Genomic DNA, 21645 nt, shown 5'->3' on the forward strand with positions numbered 1-21645 from the left:
CCCAACCCCCTTCGAATACGCCGGATGTCTCGCTTTCCCGCCAAGCTAAAGGCGATGATTATCAATGTCTAGCGGGAAGTCGTTAAGAAAATGCCTTTACCCGGGGCAAATTATGGCCGCATTTCAAGTGCCTACCCGATCGGCATACCCGGATAGGGTTGCTTTCCTTCGTCTCAATCGCCGGCGCCCCTCCGGGGCTTGGCTACGCGGCACGAGCCGCGCGGCGGCGGTCGCCGCCGATACAATGGTCAAAAGACATGACCATTGTATCACGCCGCCGCGCTGGGCCGCGCCCCGACATCCGCCAGCCAGCGCCGGATATTGGGCAGCGTCTCATCGATGACGATGCCGCACAGGCGTGGAAAGAAGCTCAATGTCGTGAAGGCGGTGATATCGGCGATGGTGAACCGGTCGCCCGCTACGAAACCGGTGACGCCCAGGTCGCGATCCAGCTGCCCCAGGCGTTTCTCGGCCTGCGGCTTCTGCGCGTCGGCATAGGCCGGGACCTGGCATTCCAGCGCCGCCATCTTGGGATGGGTGTGGCGGAACACCCCGGCAAAGGGCAGCAGCAGCTCGAACTCCATCCGCCGCTGCCACATCTCGATGATGGCCCGTTCCTTGGCGTCACGGCCCATCAGGTTGGGCTCGGGATGCAGTTCCTCGATATAGCGGCAGATGGCCACGCTTTCGCAGATCACCGTGCCGTCATCCAGCGCCAGGGCCGGCACCCGCCCGCTGGGTACCAGTGCCCGATAGTCGGGCGACAGATGCTCCCCCTTGCCGATGATCACCGGCCGGCGGGGGATCTCCACCCCCTTTTCGGCCAGGAACATGCGCACCCGTCGCGGCGTAGGGGCGATGGCATCGTCATAGAGCAGCATGGAAGGGCCTCCCGATCAATTTCCCGCCATGATGCCTGCTCCGGGGACCCAGGTCACGCCTCCCCGTCGCCAAAGCCGGCTGCTGGTATGGGCCGGTTGAGGTGGTGTCAACCGGGTCCGGGATCGGGATCATTCGGAGAGGATGGTGGGTTGGCTCCGAATGGATGGCGCCAACGCAACATCATGCAACACAGGAAAGGGGTGTGTTTCAGAGGCCGGTGGTCGCCACCTCCGAATGGTCGGGTCAAATGCAACATGGTGAAACAGAAAAACACCCGTTGTTTCAGAGCGCACGTGCGGCTGGCTCCGAATGCGGGCGGGGTGGGCGCAGAAGGGTGACGTTTACCAGGGCAGTATGGCACGGAGAGGGTGAGAAGTCAGCAATTAGCGCGGGTTCGCACCCGTGCCGAGGCGGCTCCGCCCCTGTCCTGGCCAGCACCCGATGGCCCACTCCGCCAGCTTGCGCGGCCCGATGATGGCGCCCGTCGCGGGGGAGGGGGCGCCGGATGGACATTCCCTTTGCCCCGAACCGAAGGGCCGCCGGCACCCGCACCGCCGGACTGCGGTCGTTGGTGGAGAGCTTCTGGGTCTGGATCATGATGCGCATGCCCGATGGGGGCGGTGATACTGCTTTGCGCCCAACGGCCCTTAAAGACGGAATCATCCATGCCGGAAAGCGGAACTTTTGCGACGCCTTAGAAGAAGCACACCGGCGATTTATAGTCTTGCGGGATAGGAAGCGCAGCATCACCGGTGTCCCGGAGCCGCCTATGGTTCGCCGGCCGCAGGCGGCGTGATCAGTCAACCGGGTGCGCTACTTCCCGGGAATAGGCATGTACCTCCCTGAACCCAGCGGCGGCATAGCGGATCATGCGTTCGGCATAAGCGTCCACATCGTCGGAGCGGCACAGGCCGCCGGAGAGCAATTCCAGGCGCCCGGTGGCAGCCTGGATGATCAGCAGCGAGCCTGAGAGCATCTGATAGCCCCAATAGAGATCCTCTCGCCGCGCACCGGGCAAGGCGCGGGCGATCAGGTCCAGCAGGCGGTGGATGACAGGGTCGAAATGCCGGCTCATGGTCTCGCCGCCCCACCCCCGGCTGTTATTGACCAGGGCGACCAGGGCACTGAAATTCTTCCAGCCCGGTTCGCCGCGCCGGTTGACGTCGAAAATCGGTTCCAGGAAGGCGCGCACGGCCCCTTCCACGGTGACCGCATCTCCCTGTTCCGCTTCGTACCGTTCCATCGAAAGCAGACGGGCGGTGTTGATCGGTTCCGCGCGGCGCGTCAACACGGCGTCGAACAACTCGCGCTTCGTCCCGAAATAATAATGGACCAAGGCGGAGTCCACGCCCACGGCATCGGCCACATTGCGCACCGTGACGCCGTAGAACCCGTGCTGTGAGAACAGTTCCTCCGCCGCGTCGAGCAGCAGTGTCCGGCGCTCCTGGCTTTTCAGGTCCTTCTTGGATTGGCCCGGACCATCGGTGGCTGCCGCCTTGTGCCGGCGTGCGCGGCTGCCGGCCCGGCCCGTCTCGGGCCGGGCGCTCTGTCGCTGCTGATTGTCGATCACCTCGTCCATGTTCATCACTCTTGTCGGATTGTTCATCAATTGATGAACAATGTTGACTTCCGTCTGCATTGGGTACATTCATACATTGTTCATCAAGCGCTGAACAATGGCGCATATATAATCTGGGAGGATAGGATGATTGCCAACAGGGGTGCCCTGCGCCCAACCTTGCTCATCGGGGCGGCACTGGCCGCGTTGCTGCCCGGCGGTGCCGCCGTGGCGCAAACGGCAGCTGAGGGTGCGGCGACAGGCGTAATGCTGGAAGAAATCGTGGTCACCGCCCGGCGGCGGGCTGAAAACCTGCAGGATGTGCCCATCGCCGTCACCGCCTTCACGGCCGACACGCTGGAGCAGCAGGGGGCGCCGGACATCACGGCCTTGCAACGTTCCACGCCGAATGTCACCTTCCAGGTGGCGCGCGGCTCCAATTCCACCCTGACCGCCTTCATCCGCGGTATCGGCCAGCAGGACCCGCTCTGGGGCTTCGAGCCGGGCGTCGGGCTTTATGTCGATGATGTCTACATTGCCCGGCCTCAGGGTGCTGTGCTGGACATCTATGACATTGACCGGATCGAGGTGCTGCGCGGCCCGCAGGGCACGCTCTATGGGCGCAACACCATCGGCGGCGCCATCAAGTATGTCACCCGCCGCCTGGGTGACGAGCCCCGCCTGACGGCAAGGGCGGAGATCGGGTCCTATAATGAACGCAACGCCGTTGCGTCCGGCGCCTTGCCCCTGACCGACAAACTGTCGGTTGGCGGTGCCGTCGCCCTGTATTCGCGCGATGGCTATGGCAAGAACATCACGACCGGTACCGAACATTACGACAAGGATATGCTGGCCGGCCGACTGTCAATCGAGTTGACACCGGGCGATGCCCTGTTCTTCCGCCTGTCGGCGGACCGGCTGGTCGACAAGTCCAACGCCAACCATGGCCGGCGGGAGGTGCTGGAACCCAACAGCCAAGCAGCCATCCTGCCTGGCCGCTACGATACCCGCGCCGGACTGGGCAGCGACAACAAGGTGGTGACCCAGGGTGTATCGCTATCCGGTGAATGGGAGGCGACGGACACGCTGACCGTCAAATCCATCACCGCCTATCGTGATGGCTATACAAGCGGGGCCGGTATTGATTTCGACGGGTTGCCGCAGCCCTACCTGGACATCGTGGCCGGTGGCAAGGTTTATGAGGACCGGCAGTTCAGCCAGGAATTGCAGGCCCAGGTGAATACCGGACGCCTGCAGGGCGTGTTCGGCGCCTATTACATGGATGCCCGGGCCAGCGGCCAGTTCGACACGGTCCTGGGCCGTGGACTGGTGGCCAATCCTGCCATCCCGGTACCGAACCCGACGGCGGGCACGGCGCTGACGCAACTCACCTCCGGTTCCGTCGATACCGGCAGCTTCGCCTTGTTCGGCGATGCCAGCTACGATCTGGCAGAGCGGTGGAAACTGTCGGCCGGCGCCCGCTGGACCAGGGACCACAAGGATGCCGTGGTCTTCAAGGCCAACTATTTCGGTACGATCGGCAGTCCATTGGTGAAGCCCTATGTGCCGGTGCTACCGGCGCCGTTTAACGTGCCGCAGGTCCTGACCAATTATACCAATGACCGCAGCTTCTCCGAATTCACGCCACGGGTAAGTGCCACCTTCGCTGCCAGTGACGATGTCAACCTCTATGCCGCCTATAGCCGGGGGTTCAAATCCGGCGGTTTCGACATGCGCGGCGATGCCACCGCCACGCCCGACACGGTCCAAGGCTATGATCCGGAAATCGTGGATTCCTTCGAATTGGGCGTGAAGGGTGATTTCATGGAGGACCGGCTGCGCATCAACGCCTCGGTCTTCTACACCGACTATTCCGGCCAGCAGGTAACGACGCAGGTGCCCAACCTGACCAATACCGGCGTGGTCAGCTTCGTCGACAATGTCGGCGACAGCCGTATCAAGGGTGCGGAGATCGAGGCGACGGCCTTGCTGGCGCCCGACCTGATGGCGGGCCTGTCCCTGGGTTACATCGATGCAAGGTTCAAGGAGTTCCTGGTCTTTGATCTGGCCAGCCGGACCTATGTCGATGTGGCAGACCTGCGTCGGTTCCAGAACACGCCAAAATGGAATGGCAACCTGTCGCTGACCTACACAAGGGACCTTGGCGATGCCGGCACGCTGGCCATCGTGCCTGCCTTCTCCTTCCGCAGTGCCGTGAACCTGTTCGAGACGCCGGTGCCCGCCATCGACCAGGACGCCTATCAACTGGTCGATGTCGGCGTTACCTGGATGTCCGCTGATGAGCGCTATCGTGTCGGTCTCTATGGTCGCAACCTGACGGACACGCGCTATCGCACCGGTGGGTATAATTTCCCGTCCATCGGCTTCGGTCAGTCGGTCATCGGTTTCTATGGTCCGCCACGAACATTCAAGGTCACGGCGGAAGCCCGGTTCTGATGGAGGCCCGTCCCGCGCGTCTGTGGGCACGCGGGAGGGATATTCGCCATGTCCAAGGACGGAACCGAGGGAGAAACAGGATGACCGAACCCGCCATGCGCCATTGGCGCTCCTCCGATGGGTTGTTGCTGTTTGCGCGCGACTATGTGGGTGTCGGCGGCGATGCACGGCTGCCCGTGATCTGCCTACACGGGCTGACGCGCAATTCACTGGATTTTGAGGATGTCGCGCCCTGGATCGCGGGCCAGGGGCGACGGGTGCTGGCCCTGGATGTGCGGGGGCGCGGGCGGTCGGCCCGCGATCCGCAGCCGATGAACTACGTCCCGCCGGTCTATGCCCGCGACGTGCTGGAGATGATGGACGGGCTGGGCATCGGACGGGCCGTCTTCCTGGGCACATCCATGGGGGGGCTGATCACCATGATGGTCGCCGCACGGCGGTCGAGGGCCGTAGCGGCGGCCATCCTGAACGATATCGGCCCCTCCCTTGATCCGGCCGGCATCGCCCGGATCAAGAGCTATGCCGGCAAGCCCATGGAGATTGCCGACTGGGCGGGTGCCCAAGCCCGGATCGCCCACATCATGGGGCCGGCATTTCCCCATTATGGGCCGGCGGACTGGTCCCGGATGGCACGGCGGAGCTTTCGCGAGGGAGCGGACGGACGGCCTGTTCCGGACTATGACGCGGCCATCGTGAAACCCATCGAAAAGGGCATCACGGGCGCGCAATCGCTGCTGGCCTGGCTGCTGTTCCGGCGGCTGGCGCGGCGGCGGCCGGTACTGCTGGTGCATGGCGGCATTTCCGACCTGATCACGCCGTCCATCGTGGCACGCATGCGCCGCCATGCGCCGGGCATGGAATATGTGCAGGTGCCGGATGTGGGCCACGCACCGGAACTGACCGAACCGGCGGCAAGCAAGGCCATCGGTGCCTTTCTGGAACGGGTTTCCTGATCCACAGACCTCTGCCGGTCTATCCGACAGATAAATGCGTTGCTGTGCACGCGGATGTAACAACCGTGCGCTCTGGCGAAAGACCCGTCTGCCCGGGACCCATACTCTTGGCAATGCGGGAGGAGTCGCCGCCGGTGACCGGGAAAACCCGGCACCGCAAAATCAAAATACAGGGAGGGAAGCATGATTGCCAAAATGTCCCGGGGCTTGGTCCGTTCGGTGTCGATGGTCGGGCTGCTGGCGCTGCTGCCGGTCGCACCGGCCATCGCGCAGACCGAGGGGGCCGCGGCGGCGATGCTGGACGAGATCATCGTCACGGCCCGCAAACGCGCCAATGCCGAGGCGGCGCAGGACACGTCCATCTCCATCTCGGCCTTCGGCGAGGAACAGTTGGAAGCCCTGCATGTCCGCGACCTGTCCAGCCTCAGCTTCGGTCTGCCCAATGTCAGTCTGGACGATGTCGGCACAGCCAAGGGTGTCGCCAACTTCTCCATCCGCGGCCTGGGCATCAACAGTTCGATCCCGTCGATCGAGCCGACCGTCGGCGTCTTCGTCGATGGCATGTATCTGGGCGTCAATGCCGGCGTTGTCTTCGACCTGTTCGACCTGGAAGGCGTGGAGGTGCTGCGCGGTCCGCAAGGCACGCTCTATGGCCGCAACGTCACGGGCGGTGCCGTGCTGATCCGCACCAAACGCCCCAACCTGGAAGAGGTGGAGGCATCGGCCAAGCTGTCGGTGGAAAGCGGACTGAACAAGACGGTCGGCGCCACCCTGTCCGGCCCGCTGGGCGACAGCGGGCTGGCGGCCAAGATCGCCATCTATCACAATGATGATGATGGGTATTTCGAGAACCTGTTCAACGGTGACGATAATTTCGGCCGGTCGAAGATGACGGTCATTCGCCCGTCGCTGGCCTGGGAACCGGCGGATGATGTCGATATCGTCCTGCGGTACGAACATGGCGACCAGGAGGGCGACGGCCCGCCGGGCCAGAACCACGGCCTGTACAGCCGCGACAGTTTCGATTTCTCCATCAACCTGCCCGGCTACAACGACCTGAAATGGAATCACGCCATCGCGGAGGGCAATTGGCGGGTGGGCCTCGGTGATGGTGTCATCACCAATATCCTGGCCTGGCGCGAGATGAAGCAGCGCAACCTGGTGGATATTGATGCCTCACCGCAGACGCTGTTTCATGCCTCACTGGATACCGACCAGGACCAGATCAGCAACGAGCTGCGCTATGCCGGCAGTTTCGGCAATGTCGAGGTGACCACCGGCCTTTATTATTTCCAGCAGGATCTGACTTATCAGGAAAACCGCGCTCTGCTGAACGGTGCGCGCTATCTCTATGGTGGCGGCGTGCAGGACAGCAGCGCCTATGGTGTGTTCGGCTCGGCGGATATCGGCCTGTCCGATGCCGTGACCCTGACCACGGGTCTGCGCTACAGCTATGAAAAGAAGGATATCCGCATCGGCACCCTGCGGCCCGGTCCGGCTACCCCCAGCATCGACCAGTTGCCCGCCGGGGCCTGCGACGTGAAGGGCGTCTGCGCCTTCGACTTTCTGGACAAGCAGACCTGGGACAACATCACCCCGAAGCTGGGCCTGGAATGGAAGGCCAATGACGATGTCCTGCTCTATGGCTTCTGGACCAAGGGTTTCCGCAGCGGCGGCTACAACATGCGCAACACCTCGCCCACCGCCGCGCCCGGCCCGTTCGACGAAGAAAGCCAGAACAGCTACGAGGTCAGCATGAAGTCCGACCTGCTGGACAATCATGTCCGGTTCAACACGGCCATCTTCTACAATGATGTCAGCGACATGCAGCGCGAGGTCAATCTGGCCGACGCCACCGCCGGCGTCGTGCAGATCATCCGCAACACCGCCGACGCCACCATCTGGGGCGTGGAGGCCGACCTGCAGGCACTTGTCGCCGATGGCCTGCTGCTCAGTGCCACGCTGGGTTACACCAAGGGCGAATATGACAAGGTCAAGTTCGACCTGACGGGCGACCGGTTGGTCAATGCCGCCGACCTGGCTTTGAAGCTGCCGCGCCTGGCGCCCTGGACCTATGGTGCCGGCTTCACTTTCGACCGGGATGTGGACGGGATTGGCATGGTCACCCTGCGGGCCAACTGGAGCCACCGCGACAAGTCCTTCTATACGGACAATAACCGGGGTCGCCTGAACGGGGCGGAAATGGTGGATGCCAGCCTGTCGCTGACCACCTGGGAGGACCAGCTGACCCTGTCGCTCTATGGCAAGAACCTGCTGGACGAGGTGACATTCGGCGGCGATACGCAGTTGCCCTTCTTTGCCAATGCCACCTTCTCGCCGCTATCCAAGGGCCGCATCGTCGGCGTCGAAGCGACCCTGGATTTCTGACCCTGCCGGACGCGAAGCTCCCGCCGCCTTGGCGCATGGGGGCCTCGTGTCCACCTGACCGGAGGCCATGGCCATGCTTGGCTTGATGCAGCATCACGAACTCAACCTGGCACAGATCCTGGAACATGCCGCCCGCTTCCACGGTGACGGGCAGATCGTCTCCCGGACGGTGGATGGCAGGACACACCGTTTCGGATATCAGGAGGTGCTGGCCCGTACCAAGCGGCTGGCCAATAGCCTGCTGGGCCTGGGCATCGGCGCGGATGACCGGATCGCCACCCTGGCCTGGAACACCCATCGCCACCTGGAGGCGTGGTATGCCATTGCCGGTATCGGCGCCATCTGCCACACTGTCAATCCGCGCCTGCATCCCGAACAGATTGTCCATATCATCAATCATGGCGGGGCGCGCCTGCTGCTGGTCGATACCAGTTTCCTGACCCTGCTGGAGGCGATACAGGACCGGCTGGAGACAATCGAGGCCGTCATCATCCTGTGCGAACCGGATGAGGTTCCGCAGACGGGGCTCAAGCAACCGCTGTGCTACGAGACCTTGCTGCAAGCGGCCAGTCAGCATCTTGACTGGCCGTCACTGCCGGAGGATCAGGCGGCGGCGCTGTGCTACACATCCGGCACGACGGGCGATCCCAAGGGCGTGCTGTACAGCCACCGGTCCAACATCCTGATGGCCTACGCCATGAACGGTGCCGATGCCTTCGGCCTGTCGGCCCTGTCCTCCGTGCTGGTGGCCGTGCCGATGTTCCATGCCAATGCCTGGGGCCTGGTCTATGCCATCCCCATGGTCGGGGCCCGCATGGTGCTGCCGGGACCGCATCTGGGCGGCGAAAGCTTGCAGAACCTCATCCTGGAGGAGGAGGTGACCCAATCCGCCGCCGTGCCGACGGTGTGGAGCAACCTGTTGAACCACTTGACCCGCACGGGGGGCGGGCTGGGCTGCATGGAGGAGGTCCTGATCGGCGGGGCCGCCGTGCCGCGCAGCATGGTGGAAACCTTCCTGCGCCGCTACGGCGTGTCCGTGCTTCACGCCTGGGGCATGACCGAGTTGAATCCGCTGGGCACGATCAACCGGCCGGTGCTGGCCACCCGCCACCTGGACCGCGAGGGGCGGCTGGATCTGGCCTGCAAACAGGGACGGCCATGCTTTGGCGTGGAACTGTGCCTGAAGGGACCGGACGGCCGCCTGCAGCCGCATGATGGCGTGTCGGCCGGTCGATTGCTGGTGCGTGGCCCCTGGGTTGCCAAGGCCTATTTCCGCCGCGATGAGCCGATCCTGGACGCCGAAGGCTGGTTCGATACCGGCGACATCGCCACCATCGACCGGTACGGCTATATGCAGATCGTCGATCGGGCCAAGGACCTGATCAAATCGGGCGGCGAATGGATTTCCTCCATCGATCTGGAAAACGCTGCCATGGGCTTTCCGGGGGTGGAGATCGCCGCCGTCATCGGTGTCGCCCATCATCAATGGTCGGAGCGCCCGTTGTTGCTGGTCAAGCCGTCGGATGCCGACCATCCGCCCGATACCGCAGCATTGCGGGACTACCTGAAGGGCAAGGTCGCGACATGGTGGGTGCCCGATGCCGTGGAGTTGGTGGAGAGCGTGCCCCTGGCAGCAACAGGCAAGATCAACAAGGCGCTGCTGCGAGAGATCTGGCGCGACCGTTATGCCTGAATGTTGGGCGCCGGTTCCGACAAGGGCGTCAACACGCCATTGTCGCCAGCCGGAGCCTGTGAGAACCTATAAAAAAAGCAGAATGCTGCACGGGAGGCAGCCCACCAATGGTGTACCATGGTGATCAATAGTCAGATCAGCCTGCGGCCAGGCAGCGGGGCCGGTGGTCTGGAAGCCTGGGGCGACTTCGTCTCCCGCCGCATCTGCCCGTTCGAATTCGACAATGTCGGCGACGACCCCTTCGCGGTGGATGCCTATATGGCCACCGTCGATGGTTTTGGTCTGGCCCGGTTCGACACGCAGGGCGGCGTATCGCAATTGCGCCGTACCTTCCGGTCCATCCAACGAAGGGCGGCGGAGTTCTATGCGGTCTATGCCCCCATCCAGGGTACACAGGCCATTTCCCAATTCGGGCGGGAGCATCTGTGTGTGCCGGGCAGCCTGACCCTGGTCGATCCGGATGAACATTACCGCCAGCACAAGCTGGGCAACAACCTTACCTCCTATTTCTTCATCCCGAAATCCAGTCTGGAGGAGCGGCTGATCAACCCACAGGATGTCTGCGTGCGACCGGCCAATTTCGGCGACGGGATCGGTCGCGTCACCCATGATTTCCTGCATAGTCTGGTCAGCCAGGCCCCGCATCTGTCGGAGATTGAATTCCGGCGCCTCAGCCGTCAGTTGATGGATCTGGTCTGCCTCAGCTTCGCCCGGCCCATCGACCGCGAGGCGGACGAACCGGCACTGCGCCTGGCCAACCGGCAGCAGGTAAAAAGATACATCCGCAAACACCTGACGGCACCGACCCTGGGGCCGCAGCGCATCGCCCGCGATCTGGGCGTATCGGTACGCTATCTGCACAAGCTGTTCAGCGCCGAGGCCGGCAGCTTGTGCGATTATATCAGGCAGGAGCGGCTGGAACTGGCCCGGCGCATGTTGCTGGACCCGCAGCAGGCCGACAGGTCGGTCACCGACATCGCCTACGCGTGCGGCTTCAGTTCCAGCGCCCATTTCAGCAGCAGTTTTAGGGCAGCCTTCGGCGAAAGCCCGCGCACGGCGCGTTCAGCCCCGGTGCTGACACCCGCGTAGCCCCTTGCCGGGAGGGTGATCAACCTCTTCGACACCGGGTACTCCGCCAGCTTGTCATCTCGTCATGCATCGCCTGCGTGAAGCCGGCGCCATCCCCGTTCGGGTCGTCCCCAAGAGGCGGCACCGCCAGCGTCTGTGCCGGCGGTAATTGACTAAAACATCAAATCTGATAAATTGATCATCAAATCTTGAGTTGGGAGAAACGCTCATGCTTGTCCGTCGCGCCGTTTCCACATTGGCGATGACCGGTTCCATGGAGACCGTGTCCTGGTTGTCGCTGGCCACAGACTGGACGACCTATGGCCTGTTGCGCGATGCGGCCGACCGGTTCGGTGACCGGCCCGCGCTGGGCTTCCTGGCCCATGCAAGCGATACGGGGCCCAAGGTCGAACTGAGCTATCGCCAACTCTTCACGCGTGTCACCCAGGCTGCCAATGCCTTCACCAGACTGGGCGCGGGTCTGGAGGCGCCGGTGGCTGTACTGCTGCCCAACCTGATCGAGACTCACCTGACCATCTGGGGGGCGGAAGCTGCCGGTGTGGCAGCTCCGGTCAATCCCTTGCTGGAACCCTCCCAGATCGCCGGTCTGCTGACCCGCATCGGCGCGCGCATCCTGGTCACCGCCGGTCCCGCCCTGTCGCTGGAATTATGGGAGAAGGCGCTGCGGGTTGCCGACCTTGTTCCCGGACTGACGGCGCTGGTCGCGGTCGGGGGGCCGGGCGATGCCGATGCATCGATGCCGCCCAGATACGATTTTCATACATTGCTGGCGGCGGAACCGATGGACAGGCTGGTCAGCGGTCGCATCATCGACCCTGAAGACCCTGCTGCCTGCTTCATGACGGGCGGCACCACGGGGGCGCCGAAAGTCGCCATCCAGACCCACCGCAACCAGGCTTTTCAGGCCCGCATCCTGGCAGAGCAGAGCCAATTCGGCGCCAGCGACGTCATCCTGTCCGGGCTGCCGCTGTTCCATGTGAATGCCGTGATTGTCACGGGTCTGTCTGCCTTCGCCGGTGGCGCGCGGGTATTGTTGCTGACGGCCGGCGGGTACCGCGACAAGGCCGTGATCGCCAATTTCTGGACCATCGCCGCCCAGGTGGGCGCCACCAGTTTCAGCGCCGTGCCGACCATCCTGGCGGCTCTGCTCGATCAGCCGCGCGATCCCGGCGTCGCAACGACCCTGCGCGAGGTGGTCTGTGGTGCCGCACCCTTGCCGTTGGAACTGTTCCAGCGCTTTGAGGAGGCCACCGGCATCGCCATCAGGGAAGGCTATGGTCAGACAGAGGGCACCTGCGTCACCTCCGTCAATCCCCGCCATGGGGAGCGGCGGTCGGGCTCCGTCGGTCTGCCGCTGCCCTATCAGGAGGTCCGCTGCGTGCGGCTGAATGCCGATGGCGGCCTGAGCGACTGTGCCACGGGCGAAGCCGGGCGGATTGTCATCCGCGGCCCCAACCTGTTTCCCGGATATCTGGACCCCCGCGACAATGAGGGCTGCTGGTATGAAGGTGGCTGGTTCGATACCGGCGATCTGGGACGTTTCGATGCCGATGGCTATCTCTGGCTGACGGGCCGGTCCAAGGACCTGATCATCCGGGGGGGGCACAATATCGATCCGCAGGTGATCGAGGAGGGGGTGGCCGCCCATCCCGGTGTCGCGCTGACGGCGGCCATTGGTCAGCCAGATGCCTATGCCGGTGAATTGCCCGTGGCCTATGTAACGCCCCGCACGGGTGTCACGCTCGACCCGGAGGAAGTCCTGGCCTTCGCCCGTGCCGGTATTCCCGAGCGGGCAGCCTGTCCGGTGCGGATTGAAATCATCGATACCATGCCGGTTACGCCCGTGGGCAAGATCCACAAGCCATCGCTGCGCCTGGATCTGGCACGCCGAATGGTGGAGCGGGTGCTGGCCTGGGAAAGTCTGGAAGGCGAGATCACGGCGGTGTCGGAGGCGAACGGGCGTTTCAGCGTCCGCGTCTCCAGCCCGGCGGCCGCACTGCCCGCTGTCCGGGACGCCGTGGGCACCTTGCCCCTGACCGTGACGGTCGATGCCTTGTGAATGGCGGTCGGGCCGGAACCACCCGACCGAGGATGGTTCCGGCCTAAGGTTCAGAAATTCACCCTGGCCTGCACAGTTACGCTGCGCGCCTGTGCGAAATAGGCGAAGGCGCTGCGGGCACCGAACACGCCATAGCTGAGCGGCGTGGTGTCGGCGAAGGTCATGGAGCGCTGGTTCGTCAGGTTGCGGACCAACACCGCACCCTCCCACGTATCATCCGCGTCCGACAGGCCCAGCCGGACATCCAGGCGGGCATAGGCGGGCTGTATCAGATCGGGGTCGAGGGACGGCGAGGTGTGGTAGCGACCGGTGAAGAACACATCCGCCGATCCGTTGAACATCAGCGAAGAGCCAAGATCGCGCAGATAGGACAGGCCGGCCGATCCGGAATAGTCGGGAACGAACTGGTTGGTCTTGCCGGCATAGCTGCAGAAGCCGCGATCAGCCGCCGGTCCGTTCGGTGTCTGCCCCGGATAGCATTGCCCGTTGGGGAAACTGTCGAAACGAAAATCGGTCCAGGCAAAGGAACCATGGGCCGACAGGCCGCCCCCCAGGGCCATACGCCCGTCCATTTCCAGGCCCTTGACCGTGGCCGCCGCCGCGTTGCCGACATTGAAGCCCAGCAGCCCGTCGAAGATGGAGACCTGCAGGTCCTCATAGTCGGTGTGGAAGGCGCCGAGATTGACCTCCGCCCGCCCATTCCACAGACGCGACTTCATCCCCGCCTCCCAGGTGCGGGCCTTTTCCTCCCCGAAGCGGAAAGACTGGGTCATGCTGGCCGCTGCACCCCGGTTGTTGGCGCGATAGTCGAAGCCACCTGATTTCGCCCCCATCACCCAGGAGACATAGACCATGTCATCGGGCGTCAGATGATATTGCGCGCTGATCGATGGCGTGAGGCGGGTCTTGGACAGGGTGCCGGTCACGGGCAATGTGCCCAGGCCAGCCAGCGCCTGCGTGGCCGCCTCTGCCACGCCCGGCACGCCGGATCGGGAGACCGCCAGGAGATTCTCCGTGGTGATGCCCAGCAGGCCGGCATAGGCCAGTGGGGCCAGCAACGCCTGCTGACCGGTCAGTGGCACTCTGTTCTGGTCGGTGATCCGGCTGGACCGTTCACCATCCTTGGTCTCATGGTTCAACCGGGCGCCGACGGTCGCCCGCAGACGGTCGGTGGCATGCCAGGTGGCCTGGCCGAACAGAGACCATTGATCGGCGGTCACCCGCGCCCGGCTGGTCGATTGCGTTCCGGCCAGGGCGGGTCCCGCACTGCCCCCCATGCCACCTGCCGCCCGGCCCGCCACGACCGCGCCGGCGGCATCACCGGGATGGGCCGCCAGCCAGGACGCCGCCGCCGCCTCGAACGCAGCACCATAACCCTGGTTGTAGACCAGGGGGACCAGGGGCGAAGCGCCGGTGATCCGGACGCTGCTGCGATAATCGTCGCTGGAATGCTGGAAATAGCCGCCAACGATGTAGTCCAGGCTCTCTCCGCCGTTGGAGACCAACCGGATCTCCTGACTGTACTGCCGGTAGCTTTCCGCCTGCGGCGCGTCCAGCAGGGGGGCTCCGGTGAAATCGCAGTCGCATTCTTCGTCATAGCTGAAGCGGGTCAGGCCGCTGATCGCCGTCAGGGTGGCGAAGCCCGCGTCCCAGTCGGCCCGCAGCAGATATGTCTGGGCATCGTTGCTGCTGCTGTCGCCATTGGCGGACCGGACATCGTTGCGGACGGCGTCACGTGTGGCACTGCCGGCGGTGGGCAAGGTCTGCAATTGCATGCCGGTGGCGGCATTGACGGCGGCGATGCGGGCATTGACGGGAACGGCACCACCGCCTGTCAGAATTTCCGCATAGGTCAGACCATTGACGAAGGTCGATAGCGGATTGGCCGAAGGCAGCAGCGCCGCCGTTTCGCCGATGATCTCCGTCTCCCGGCCCGTGGCGTCGAAGCGACCGGTTTCGGCCTTGAGGGTCAGCGTCAGCCGCTCGCCGAGATCGGCGGCCAGGGTGCCACGGACCTGCCAGTCCTCCCGCTGCACCTCCGGCCGGTCCAGTGTCGCGTTGTGCATATAACCGTCGGTGCGGTTGTATCGACCGGCGATGCGCAGGCGCACATTCTCGGTGATCGGGCCGGTGATGGCGGATGTTGCTTCAAACCCGTCGGTATCCGGCTCATAGGCGAGCCGCACATAGCCGCCGGCGGTCGATTTGGGTTGGGCCGTGGTGATGTTGAGCGCGCCGGCGATGGCGCTCTTGCCGAACAGGATCGATTGCGGTCCCCGCAGCACTTCCACCCGTTCCACGTCCAGGAAGGGGGCTCGTGCCTGCTGGGCACGGCCATAGGACAATCCGTCGATATAGGTGCCGACCGACTGCTCGAACCCCTGGTTGATGCCGGAATAGATGCCCCGGATGCCGATGGAGGTGCCGATCGGGCTTTCCGCCAGGGTGAAGTTGGGGACCTTGAATTGCAGGTCGCCCATGTTCTTGATCCCGGCCTCGGCCAGGGTCTCCATGGTCACCGCCGCCACCGACGCCGGGATGTCCAGCAGCTTTTCCGTCCGTTTGCGGGCGGTGACGATCACTTCTTCCAGCATTGGCGGGTCGGCCTCTGCGGCCAGGACCGGCAATGCCGGAGAGGCCATCAGGGTGCCGGCCACCAGGCAGGTGGTTGAACGCAGGTAAAGTCCTCCCTTGAACATTATTTTTATTCCCCTGTTTGGATGTTGATTGAGAGCGTCAAAACTCCTTTCGGATCGGCCGAGTTGCCGATCCGTTGCATGTCACAAAATGCGGACAGCCTGGTTCAGGCCACGGCCCGGGCCGGACTTGCTGCTGCTTGCGTCAAAGCAGGCGCCCCGCACAGGTGCAGTAAATCGTCCACCAGCGCACCGGCCGCCGACAACGGACCTGCGGCGGCGATGGTCCGATCCGGACGTATGATCGCCACCCAGCCATCTGCACGGCCGGGAATCAGGGTTCCGGACACATCTTCCCAGCCACCGGGCGCTGCCATACTCGCCGCCCCCCGCGCAACGATGAACGCTGTCTTTCCACCGAAAGCGGCCCAGCGACGGGACTGATCCGATGTCAGAACGGAAGCCGGGTCCGCACCGAACCCCAGCAGCACCATGTCCTGGCCCAGCGCCTCATCGCCGGCCACCACGGGGCCGCCAGCGACCGTCCGTAACCAGCCCTGGGGCAGCAACCAGCCACAGGTCAGCGGGGCCGGACCACGTCCTTGCAGGAAAAGTCCCCGTTTGAAGTGGTGGGGCGGTTTGATTTCCAGCTTGTCGATATAGCGCCGCAGCCCCGGCACCTGCCGGACCAGCAGCACGGCCCCATGCAGCAGCAGCGCCACCGCATGGCTTTGCGGCATGATCAGCCGCCCCATCAGCCGGGCAAGATTGATGATGCTTCTGGCATGCGGTCGGCGTTCCTGGTCGTAGCTGTCAAGGATCTCCGCCGCCGCCCGGCCCTTCAGCACCCAGGCCAGTTTCCAGGCCAGATTGGCCACGTCGCGCAGGCCGGCCACCAGTCCCTGCCCGGCGAAGGGCGGGGTGATATGGGCGGCGTCACCGACCAGGAAGACCGGTCCATCGGAAAAATGTTGTGCGATGCGGGCATGAAAGCGATAGACGGCGGTACGCTCGATCTCCACCTCCCCATCCCCCACCCAGGGCCGCAGCAGCCGGCGGACCATGGTGGGATCTTCCATTTCCGCGCGGGTCTCACCGGGTTTCAGCATGAATTCCCAGCGCTGTCGGCCACCGGGGGCCACCATGTGCGGCCCTGGCCGGCGCGGATCGCACAGGAACTCCACATCATCAATGGGCGTCGGCACCCCTTTGGCATCGACCACCAGCCAGTCCTGAACGAAGGTTTCGCCCTTAAACGGAATGTCCAGAAGGTGCCGCACGGTCGATGCGGCCCCGTCGGCCCCGATCAGGAAACGGGCCCTGACCGTCTGTGGGTCGCCGCCGTTCACGGACCGCAACCGCGCCGCCACGCCGTCATCACCGCGGGAAAAGTCCAGCAACTCCATCCCGGTGGCGATGGCGACGGATGGATGGCCATCAAGCCGGTCGCGCAACGCCCGTTCCAGTTCAGGCTGGAAGAAGGTGACAAGGTTGGGGTGGCCATCCGTGGCCCCGCTGGTCTGCGCGCAGGCGAACAGTCCGTAGAGAGGCGACCGCATGCGCACCCGCGGGATGGCGACGGTGGCGAAGGCACCATCCTCCAGCCCCGCCATCTGCAGGATGCGCAGGGCCTCGTTATCCAGGGCGATGGCCCGTGGTGCTGCAAAAATGTCCGTGGCCCTGTCGATCACCAGGGTGGACACACCGTGCCGGCCCAGGAGATTGGCCAATGTCGCCCCCACCGGCCCGAAGCCGCAGATCAGCACATCGACGGAAGAAGGAACAAGGGTGCTCATGGCCGGCATCTCCTTCGCGCGCGGGTCAGGGGGCCCGGATGAGGTTGACCTGCTCGCCCAGGTCAATCGCGCCATCATCCGTGCGGATGCTGGCGCGCATCTCATCCCCCGGCTTCAGGTAGCGGGGATTGGACAGGCCCTTGCCGATGAACAGCTTCCATTTGGTCGCCTCGGACAGGAAATGCCGCATGATGAACATGGTCAGCCGGCCGGGAGCCCGGGCGGCACAGCCGGCCGGCGTGCCCGTGGCGATCAGATCTCCGGCCTGAAGATCCTGAAGGTCGGACAGTTCCGCCAGGGTCCGGTCGGGACGGTGCAGCATTTCCCCCGCCAGCGCGTCCTGCCGGACTTCCCCGTTCACGCTGAGGCGCAGACGGAGTTTCGGCCAGTTGCACCATTCCTCCGGGTCCAGCAGCAGCAGCACGGGACCCGTGGGGCCGAAGCTGCGATAGCTCTTGCCCTTGTAGAACTGGCCCTGCGGCAATTGCACGTCGCGGGCGGAAATGTCGTTGTGGATGGTGATGCCGGCCAGAACGTCCGACAGATGGTGGGGGCCAGGATCAACCGGCCCGGAGATGTCGCGACAGACCACCAGCCCCAACTCCAGCTCATAGTCCAGCAGGCGCACATGGGCGGGGCGGATCACCGGATCGCACGCCCCGCACAGGCTGGAACTGGCCTTGCGGAAGAACAGGTTGAAGGGGATGTTGGCCGGGTCCAGTCCGGACTCACGGACATGGCTTTCATAATTGATGCCCTGGCAGATGACCTGCTGGTTGGCCGTTATCGGCGACAGCAACCGGACTGCCGACAGGGGAATGGATGCTGCGTCGGGGCGCAGGGACCGCAATTGGGCCTTACCATGGCGCAGCAGGTCGCCGGTGCTGGTGAATTCGGCAGTCAGTTCCGCGATGCGGGTGCCGAACAGGGCGCCCCAGAATGCGCGGCCGGCGCGCTCGTATCGAACGACGGCAAGACTCATGGTGAAGAATCCTCAGGCATATGCGGCGCAACGGCGCCGGCGTTACAACCAGGGGCGCGCGGGCCGGGACAGGGCCGCGCCCATCAGCTTCAGCCGGGCCAGCGGCACCCGGCCGCTGACCACAGCCCTGACCACCCGCCAGATCATCGACAGGGAGGGCTTGCCGCGCATGGCGGCCGGCGCGTCCTGGCCCCAGGCCCAGATGCTGCCGGCGGTGAAGGGGGAATAGCGGGGTTCGTAATCGGCGGTGAAGACATCGCCATCGGTATAATGTTCGAACTGGAACCCGTCCGGGTCCTTCCAGTAATTGAACAACTGGCTGCCCAGCACATGCCGGCCGATACCCCACATATGCCGATGCCGGCCGGCCAGCAATTGTTGCTGGCGCTGGCCGATGGCATCCAGGTCGATCATCTCGTAAGCGCTATGCTCGAACTCGTTCTGGATACCGCCCACCAGGACCAGGGTGTGGTGGTCGGCGGGCTCGTCCCCGAGATTCAGCCGAAAGAAGGTCAGCGCCGTGCTGCCGTCCGGCAGATACTGCACATCGCCGGGGATCAGACCCAGATGCCGCATGTACCAGGCGGACATGGTGGGAAAGTCGGTCACCTGCAGCACCATGTGACCCAGCCGGACCACCGGGGCCGCCGGCAGCGCCGGCCTTATGCCGGCATTCACCCGCGGGCGATGGGCAGGCATGTTCATCGGTTGCGGCACGGGCGAGCGGATCGGCAGTTGGGGGACCGCCGTCCAGCCCTGGATCAGCCAGACCTCGAAGCCAGCGGGGTCGATCAGGGCCACCCCTTCACCGCCACCGGGAATTTCGCTCGAAGCCAGCCGGCGTCCGCCGGTCTGTGCTGCCAGACGGGCGAGATCGGTATCAACATCCACCGTAAAGACCGCGCCCGTGAAGCGCGGCCGTGCGTGACGCTCCGCGACATACAGGCAGGGGGCGGACCCACCACCCCGCATGACGATCCGGTCCGCCGTTGTCGCAACGGGGGTCATGCCGAAATCAGTGAGAAACTTCAATGTCCGATCCAGATCCGGCACCTGGAAGCGCAGAAAGGCCAACCCCGTGGCCCTCGCCAGCGCATCCGGGCGCGACAGCTTCTGGATACAAGCCGGCACGTGGCTTTCCGGCCAGCTTTCAACGGCGGACGATGAGATGTTCAGGTCAGCCATGCTGCCCCTCCCTGATGTGACATTGTGGCGGATCGATGATGCCCGCATTTTTTTCAGCATCAAAATGACATAACTGTCAACATGACACAATCGCCATTTTGAAAATTCCAACGAGGGGGTGATTGTGTGATAATGTGGGGATGCAGGGTCTGATTGGATGTGAGGACATGGTTGCAACGGATCACCGGCCCCGGGTGGGGGCGCAGCGACGTGGGCGGATGCGCTCCCGCCTGGTGCAGGGCGCGCTGCAGGTTTTCGCCGAACGGGGAATTGACGCCAGTGTCATTGACGACCTGATCCGGACCGCGGGCGTGTCGCGGGGAACCTTCTATAATTATTTCCGCACCAACGAGGATCTGCTGGTGGCGGTGTCCAGCGCCCTGTCGGACGAGTTGATGCGACTTGTCGATCCGGTTGTTCGAGAGGAACGGGACCCGGCGGCGCGCATTGCCACCGGTATCCGGCTTTTCTTCGAGCTTTTCCGCGCCAATCCGCATCTGTGTGCCTACATGGCGCGCGGGGGCATGCGGGTCCTGTCGGGAAATAATCTGGTCAGCGACTACCTGCCCCGGGATCTGCGTGACGGGATGGTGACCGGTCGCTTCAGCATCGGTTCCGTGGCACTTGGATTTGATATTGTGACCGGCACGGTGCTCGCCGCGGCTTACCGCGTGCTGCAAGAGGATGTTGGCCAGGATTATCCGGTCGACCTCGTCAAGGCGGTCATGATTGCCCTGGGATTGAACCCGGCGGAGGCGGTGGAAATTGCCGGCAGGCCGGTCCCGCTCCTGTCCCTGCCCGATGATTCCATTCTGCTGAACATGACGGCGACGCCTGACTGAGGACAATCGCCTTCCCAATGCAGGCTGCCGATGGATCAGGCACCAACGGCACGCAGCCCCACGGCGTCGTTCTGCGCCACACGGCAATCGGCACGCGCGCTGAAGGTCAACAACTTACGGGCCGGCAAGGCCGGCGAATAGAGAAAACCCTGTTGCAAATCGATGCCCTGCCGTTGCAGCCAGACCGCCGTGGCCTGATCCTCCACGCCTTCAGCGATAACGGACAGGCCAAGTTGACGGGCCAGGGCCACGCTGGCCCGGACAATGGCGGCGGAGGCCCGATCGGCCGGCACGTTCTGCACGAACTGCCGGTCAATCTTCAGGCCGGAAAAGGGCAGGTCATGCAGCATGCTCATGGAGGCAAAGCCGGTGCCGAAATCGTCCACCAGCACCCCGATGCCAGCCGCCCGCAGTTCAGACAGAATGGCCCGCGCCTGGGGAATGTCGTTGACCGCTTGTGTTTCGGTCAGTTCCACCCGCAGAAACCCTTCCGGCAACCCATGTGCGCGGCACATCGCCACCAGGCTCATGCCGATCGTCCGGTCAGCCAAATCCAATGCTGAAAGATTGACCGAGACCGGCACCGACAGGCCGGCCTGATACCAGCCGGCAGCGGCTTCCACCGCCGCCTCGGCGATGACACGGGTCAACCGTCCGGTGCAGCCCGCCCGTTCGGTCAGCGGAATGAAGTCCCCTGGCGGCACCAGCCGGCCATCCGCACCCACCCAGCGGGCCAGGGCCTCCGCGGCCACGACATGGCCGGTTCGCGGATCGACGACGGGCTGGAAATAGGGACGTATTTGACCATCATCCAGCGCCTGATGGATTTCCTGCAACCGGTGCCGGTCCTGGCTGTTGAGCGATGACCGGCTGGAACGCTGATAGAGCTGCACCCCGACCGATGCCGACAGTCCGACCGCAGCAGCGCCGCCAAGGACAAAGCCAGGGATCATGGCGTGCAGCGAAAGGCCGGAATAGTGCTGAAGAAGCCAGTCCAGCCCCTCATACAGAGCGATACCGACGCTTCCCGCCACACTCCAGTTGAACAGACGCGCGGACAGGTTGGCGCACCGCAGTTTCATGATGACAGCCCTTTCCGGCTACAGGTCGTGCCGGCACAGCGCC

Annotated in this window: 14 protein-coding genes; 7 read left to right on the forward strand and 7 right to left on the reverse strand. The window is 64.2% G+C overall.

What is annotated here, in order from left to right:
• Positions 1-269: 269 nt before the first annotated feature.
• The gene (locus AC1Q7F_RS02625; protein WP_492503501.1) at positions 270-881 is read right to left on the reverse strand and encodes a glutathione S-transferase family protein; all 612 of its coding nucleotides are present in this window, start codon (positions 879-881) and stop codon (positions 270-272) included.
• A gap of 797 nt (positions 882-1678) precedes the next feature.
• Positions 1679-2461 carry a TetR/AcrR family transcriptional regulator gene (locus AC1Q7F_RS02630; protein ID WP_492503503.1) on the reverse strand — a complete coding sequence of 261 codons (783 nt, stop codon included), beginning with the start codon at positions 2459-2461 and terminating at the stop codon, positions 1679-1681.
• A 126-nt stretch (positions 2462-2587) separates the two neighbouring features.
• On the opposite strand from AC1Q7F_RS02630, the gene AC1Q7F_RS02635 reads away from it, so the two are divergent.
• The 6 genes from AC1Q7F_RS02635 (at position 2588) to AC1Q7F_RS02660 (ending at position 13079) form a co-directional block, all read left to right on the forward strand.
• Positions 2588-4897, forward strand: a complete 2310-nt coding sequence (locus tag AC1Q7F_RS02635; protein WP_492503505.1) for a TonB-dependent receptor — start codon at positions 2588-2590, stop codon at positions 4895-4897.
• An 80-nt stretch (positions 4898-4977) separates the two neighbouring features.
• Entirely contained in the window at positions 4978-5850 is an 873-nt protein-coding gene (locus AC1Q7F_RS02640; protein ID WP_492503507.1) for an alpha/beta fold hydrolase, read from the forward strand.
• Between the two features lie 183 nt (positions 5851-6033).
• On the forward strand, positions 6034-8238 hold the full coding sequence (locus AC1Q7F_RS02645) for a TonB-dependent receptor (RefSeq protein ID WP_492503509.1): 2205 nt from the start codon (positions 6034-6036) through the stop codon (positions 8236-8238).
• Positions 8239-8311: 73 nt separating this feature from the next.
• A complete protein-coding gene (locus AC1Q7F_RS02650; protein WP_492503511.1) occupies positions 8312-9931 on the forward strand; it encodes a long-chain fatty acid--CoA ligase in 1620 nt (539 codons plus the stop codon).
• A gap of 117 nt (positions 9932-10048) precedes the next feature.
• Entirely contained in the window at positions 10049-11020 is a 972-nt protein-coding gene (locus AC1Q7F_RS02655) for a helix-turn-helix domain-containing protein (protein ID WP_492503513.1), read from the forward strand.
• 208 nt (positions 11021-11228) lie between these two features.
• Positions 11229-13079 carry an acyl-CoA synthetase gene (locus tag AC1Q7F_RS02660; protein ID WP_492503515.1) on the forward strand — a complete coding sequence of 617 codons (1851 nt, stop codon included), beginning with the start codon at positions 11229-11231 and terminating at the stop codon, positions 13077-13079.
• A 50-nt stretch (positions 13080-13129) separates the two neighbouring features.
• Here AC1Q7F_RS02660 and AC1Q7F_RS02665 read toward each other — a convergent pair whose 3' ends face one another.
• The 4 genes from AC1Q7F_RS02665 to AC1Q7F_RS02680 form a co-directional block, all read right to left on the reverse strand.
• Positions 13130-15778 carry a TonB-dependent receptor gene (locus AC1Q7F_RS02665; RefSeq protein WP_492503517.1) on the reverse strand — a complete coding sequence of 883 codons (2649 nt, stop codon included), beginning with the start codon at positions 15776-15778 and terminating at the stop codon, positions 13130-13132.
• 104 nt (positions 15779-15882) lie between these two features.
• Positions 15883-17511 carry a bifunctional 3-(3-hydroxy-phenyl)propionate/3-hydroxycinnamic acid hydroxylase gene (locus AC1Q7F_RS02670; RefSeq protein ID WP_492503519.1) on the reverse strand — a complete coding sequence of 543 codons (1629 nt, stop codon included), beginning with the start codon at positions 17509-17511 and terminating at the stop codon, positions 15883-15885.
• A 25-nt stretch (positions 17512-17536) separates the two neighbouring features.
• Positions 17537-18493, reverse strand: coding sequence for a fumarylacetoacetate hydrolase family protein (locus tag AC1Q7F_RS02675; RefSeq protein WP_492503521.1), 957 nt, complete (start codon positions 18491-18493; stop codon positions 17537-17539).
• Positions 18494-18535: 42 nt separating this feature from the next.
• Positions 18536-19678: a VOC family protein gene (locus AC1Q7F_RS02680; protein ID WP_492503523.1), complete on the reverse strand. Its 1143-nt coding sequence runs from the start codon at positions 19676-19678 to the stop codon at positions 18536-18538.
• A 233-nt stretch (positions 19679-19911) separates the two neighbouring features.
• On the opposite strand from AC1Q7F_RS02680, the gene AC1Q7F_RS02685 reads away from it, so the two are divergent.
• Positions 19912-20520: a TetR/AcrR family transcriptional regulator gene (locus AC1Q7F_RS02685; protein WP_492503525.1), complete on the forward strand. Its 609-nt coding sequence runs from the start codon at positions 19912-19914 to the stop codon at positions 20518-20520.
• A gap of 35 nt (positions 20521-20555) precedes the next feature.
• On the opposite strand, the gene AC1Q7F_RS02690 is transcribed toward AC1Q7F_RS02685, so the two are convergent.
• Positions 20556-21602 (reverse strand): EAL domain-containing protein, encoded by a 1047-nt coding sequence (locus AC1Q7F_RS02690; RefSeq protein ID WP_492503527.1) that lies wholly within the window; start codon positions 21600-21602, stop codon positions 20556-20558.
• Between the last annotated feature and the right edge of the window lie 43 nt (positions 21603-21645).

It is taken from the genome of Niveispirillum sp. GW835-FHT14G11 (assembly GCF_058793615.1).

Excerpts from the sequence above, each read along its gene's own strand:
- AC1Q7F_RS02625 (WP_492503501.1), bottom strand. The coding sequence starts at position 881 with ATGCTGCTCTATGACGATGCCATCGCCCCTACGCCGCGACGGGTGCGC.
- AC1Q7F_RS02630 (WP_492503503.1), bottom strand. The coding sequence starts at position 2,461 with ATGGACGAGGTGATCGACAATCAGCAGCGACAGAGCGCCCGGCCCGAG.
- AC1Q7F_RS02635 (WP_492503505.1), top strand. The coding sequence starts at position 2,588 with ATGATTGCCAACAGGGGTGCCCTGCGCCCAACCTTGCTCATCGGGGCG.
- AC1Q7F_RS02640 (WP_492503507.1), top strand. The coding sequence starts at position 4,978 with ATGACCGAACCCGCCATGCGCCATTGGCGCTCCTCCGATGGGTTGTTG.
- AC1Q7F_RS02645 (WP_492503509.1), top strand. The coding sequence starts at position 6,034 with ATGATTGCCAAAATGTCCCGGGGCTTGGTCCGTTCGGTGTCGATGGTC.
- AC1Q7F_RS02650 (WP_492503511.1), top strand. The coding sequence starts at position 8,312 with ATGCTTGGCTTGATGCAGCATCACGAACTCAACCTGGCACAGATCCTG.
- AC1Q7F_RS02655 (WP_492503513.1), top strand. The coding sequence starts at position 10,049 with ATGGTGATCAATAGTCAGATCAGCCTGCGGCCAGGCAGCGGGGCCGGT.
- AC1Q7F_RS02660 (WP_492503515.1), top strand. The coding sequence starts at position 11,229 with ATGCTTGTCCGTCGCGCCGTTTCCACATTGGCGATGACCGGTTCCATG.
- AC1Q7F_RS02665 (WP_492503517.1), bottom strand. The coding sequence starts at position 15,778 with ATGTTCAAGGGAGGACTTTACCTGCGTTCAACCACCTGCCTGGTGGCC.
- AC1Q7F_RS02670 (WP_492503519.1), bottom strand. The coding sequence starts at position 17,511 with ATGAGCACCCTTGTTCCTTCTTCCGTCGATGTGCTGATCTGCGGCTTC.
- AC1Q7F_RS02675 (WP_492503521.1), bottom strand. The coding sequence starts at position 18,493 with ATGAGTCTTGCCGTCGTTCGATACGAGCGCGCCGGCCGCGCATTCTGG.
- AC1Q7F_RS02680 (WP_492503523.1), bottom strand. The coding sequence starts at position 19,678 with ATGGCTGACCTGAACATCTCATCGTCCGCCGTTGAAAGCTGGCCGGAA.
- AC1Q7F_RS02690 (WP_492503527.1), bottom strand. The coding sequence starts at position 21,602 with ATGAAACTGCGGTGCGCCAACCTGTCCGCGCGTCTGTTCAACTGGAGT.